This window comes from Candidatus Zixiibacteriota bacterium (assembly GCA_014728145.1).
Taxonomy (GTDB): domain Bacteria; phylum Zixibacteria; class MSB-5A5; order JAABVY01; family JAABVY01; genus WJMC01.
The window spans coordinates 1-2,515 of record WJMC01000221.1; the positions used below are offsets into that span (position 1 = coordinate 1).

At 47.4% G+C, this 2,515-nt stretch carries 4 protein-coding genes; all 4 read right to left on the minus strand.

The window, feature by feature from the left end; genetic code table 11:
• Positions 1-131: 131 nt before the first annotated feature.
• Positions 132-620, minus strand: coding sequence for a response regulator (locus GF404_12530; GenBank protein ID MBD3383006.1), 489 nt, complete (start codon positions 618-620; stop codon positions 132-134).
• Positions 621-776: 156 nt separating this feature from the next.
• The gene (locus GF404_12535) at positions 777-1,286 is read right to left on the minus strand and encodes a chemotaxis protein CheW (protein ID MBD3383007.1); all 510 of its coding nucleotides are present in this window, start codon (positions 1,284-1,286) and stop codon (positions 777-779) included.
• Positions 1,287-1,403: 117 nt separating this feature from the next.
• Positions 1,404-2,051, minus strand: a complete 648-nt coding sequence (locus tag GF404_12540) for a response regulator (protein MBD3383008.1) — start codon at positions 2,049-2,051, stop codon at positions 1,404-1,406.
• A partial coding sequence (locus tag GF404_12545) for a response regulator (GenBank protein MBD3383009.1) occupies positions 2,048-2,515 on the minus strand: 468 nt, incomplete at its 5' end. The genes GF404_12540 and GF404_12545, both read right to left, overlap by 4 nt.

A 2,515-nucleotide genomic window follows, 5' to 3' on the forward strand; every position in this document is an offset into this window, starting at 1 on the left:
GTGGTAGATTCTACCACAAAATAGCGTCAAGCGATGCAGTAGATTCTACCACACAGGACGAGCATAAAGGCAACCTTTTACTGATTTCAGGATTATCTATAGTCGGGTGAAAGCGAGATCAGCAGTCGATTTCAGGAGAGGCCCTGATGACTGCGGAAATTTACCCGGCTGATTTGATTTTGCAGGCGACGGTACTTTTGCTTGAGAAGGTAATGTTCGACTGCTCGTTTGACCGCTCGGGTCAGCCGAGAGATAGAATCACCTTTCAAAACATACTCATACGGTTTTTCCCGACGATCGATCTCATCTTCTTCATAGTCACCGGGATACCCGGTATGGAAAATCACCGGGAGCTCGGAGTTCTCTTCGTGAATTCTCCGGGCCGCTGTGATCCCATCCATATCCGGCATCTTGATATCCATGACTACGCAGGAGATATCTCCATCCTGTTTGATACGTGAGATCGAATCGCGTGCGCTGTTGGTGCGGACGATATTATAATCGTCCTTTAAGATCTCGTAGACCATCGAGAGAACAAGGTCCTCATCGTCAACGACTAAAACCGTCCGTTTGCCATTCTTTGAGGAACTTTCCTCAAATCTGATGTTTCTGGCGGTCATGCGCCAACCTCTACTATCTCGATTCTATACTGTTTCTAATGCGATGCTTTATCCTCTACAATATGAGAATATATAAACAGAATTTCAGATGACAAGAAAAAAGACAGTAAAATTGTTGGATTTAAGGGAAATAGGGCTAAAAAGAGATGTTTCTAATCAGGCTTCGGCGGTAAACTGATCAAGCTCGGTTTTCTCTTTGTCCAGAAAGACCTTGCTGAGATCCAGAAAGATCAGCAGACGTTTTTCCAGTTTGGCTACACCCCTGATATACTGGCTTTCGATCGAGGTGGTGATATCCGGTGCCGGTTCAATGGTCGAGGCCGGAAGTCGCAAAACCTCGGAAACTGAATCGACGATCATTCCCATCATCATACCGGAGATATCGACAACGATGATACGAGTTTCACGATTGCGCTCAACCGGCGGAAGGTGGAAGCGTTTGCGCAGGTCCACAATCGGGATGACCCTGCCCCGCAGGTTAATAACACCTTCCACGAAATCCGGAACCTTGGGCATTTTCGTGATTTCCATCAGGCGGTTGATCTCCTGAACTTTCAGAATATCCACCCCGAATAATTCCTCACCCAGCCTGAATGAAACCATCTGGAGGAGTTGCTCGGCCTGGCCGGCATTTTCGCGTTTATGTTGAGTACTTTCTAAGGCCATATTCGACTTAAGTTTATAGTTTATGAAGAGCTGAACTCTCCCCTTTTCACAACTTTCTTATATAGTATCGGCAAACAGACCTGAAGGTATTAATTATTTCCACCAAAGGGCGTAGATTTATGTCAGGGGATCGTTATTCGGGACTTGAGAGGGATCGTTTAGTTCTTCGAGTGATTTATCCCCGAAATACTTGTCGAGACAGTCGGGGCAAATGCCGTGACTGACCTCAGCCAGGCTGTGAGACTTGATATAATCTTCCACATTGCGCCAGTAATCCTCATCATCGCGAACCCGCTTGCACCAGGCGCAGATCGGTAAAATCCCTTGCAGTTTTTTGACATTAGCGAGCGCATCCTCGAGCGCATTAATCTTGTCAGAAAGTGTCTGCTTGAGTTGAATAATTCTCTCGCCGGCGCGGACTCTGGCACGCAACTCTATGCTGTTAATGGGCTTAACTACATAATCATCAGCCCCGGACTCGAAAGCTTTGGCCAGGTCGTTGACCTCTCCACGGGAAGTCAGCATAATAACGTACATGAATTTGCTGTTGGGCAGTTTCTTGATCTCATGACAGACCTCGATACCATTCACTTGAGGCATCATCCAGTCCAGAATCACGAGTGAGATGTCCGACTGACTTTTTACCGCCTCAAGCGCTTCCCGGCCATTACGGGTAGGACAGACCTCATAACCCCATTTCTGGAGATGGTTGACCAGTATGCGCGAAGAAATCGGTTCATCTTCAGCGACTAAGACTTTCATCATGCTCCCCGCGGATATACAAAGCTCTGGACTTTAGACAGGATTTCGTAGTTGTGAAACGGTTTCTCGATATAGCCGTCGGCACCTACCGCGATAGCTTCGGTACGGGTAAATTCCCCGGTATGGCCGGTCATGAGCAGGACGGGCAGATCAGGCCTATCCTCTTTTATTTTCACAAGCATCTCGAGGCCGTCCATCTCGGGCATCTTGATATCCGAAATCACCATCGCCACTTTTTCCTTTTCAATTACCTGGAGGGCTTCACGCCCGTTGCTGGCGGTCAGAACCTTATGTCCCTGCCGGGTGATGATTTTTTCCAAAAGGCCGCGTAACAACGCCTCATCATCGACAATCAGCACATAGCCGGGTATTTTGTTTATCATACGCTCAACTTTTTCCAGAAGCAGTTCGGCCTTTATCGGTTTGGCTATATAATCACGAGCTCCCAGATCGAGACCTTTTAACAC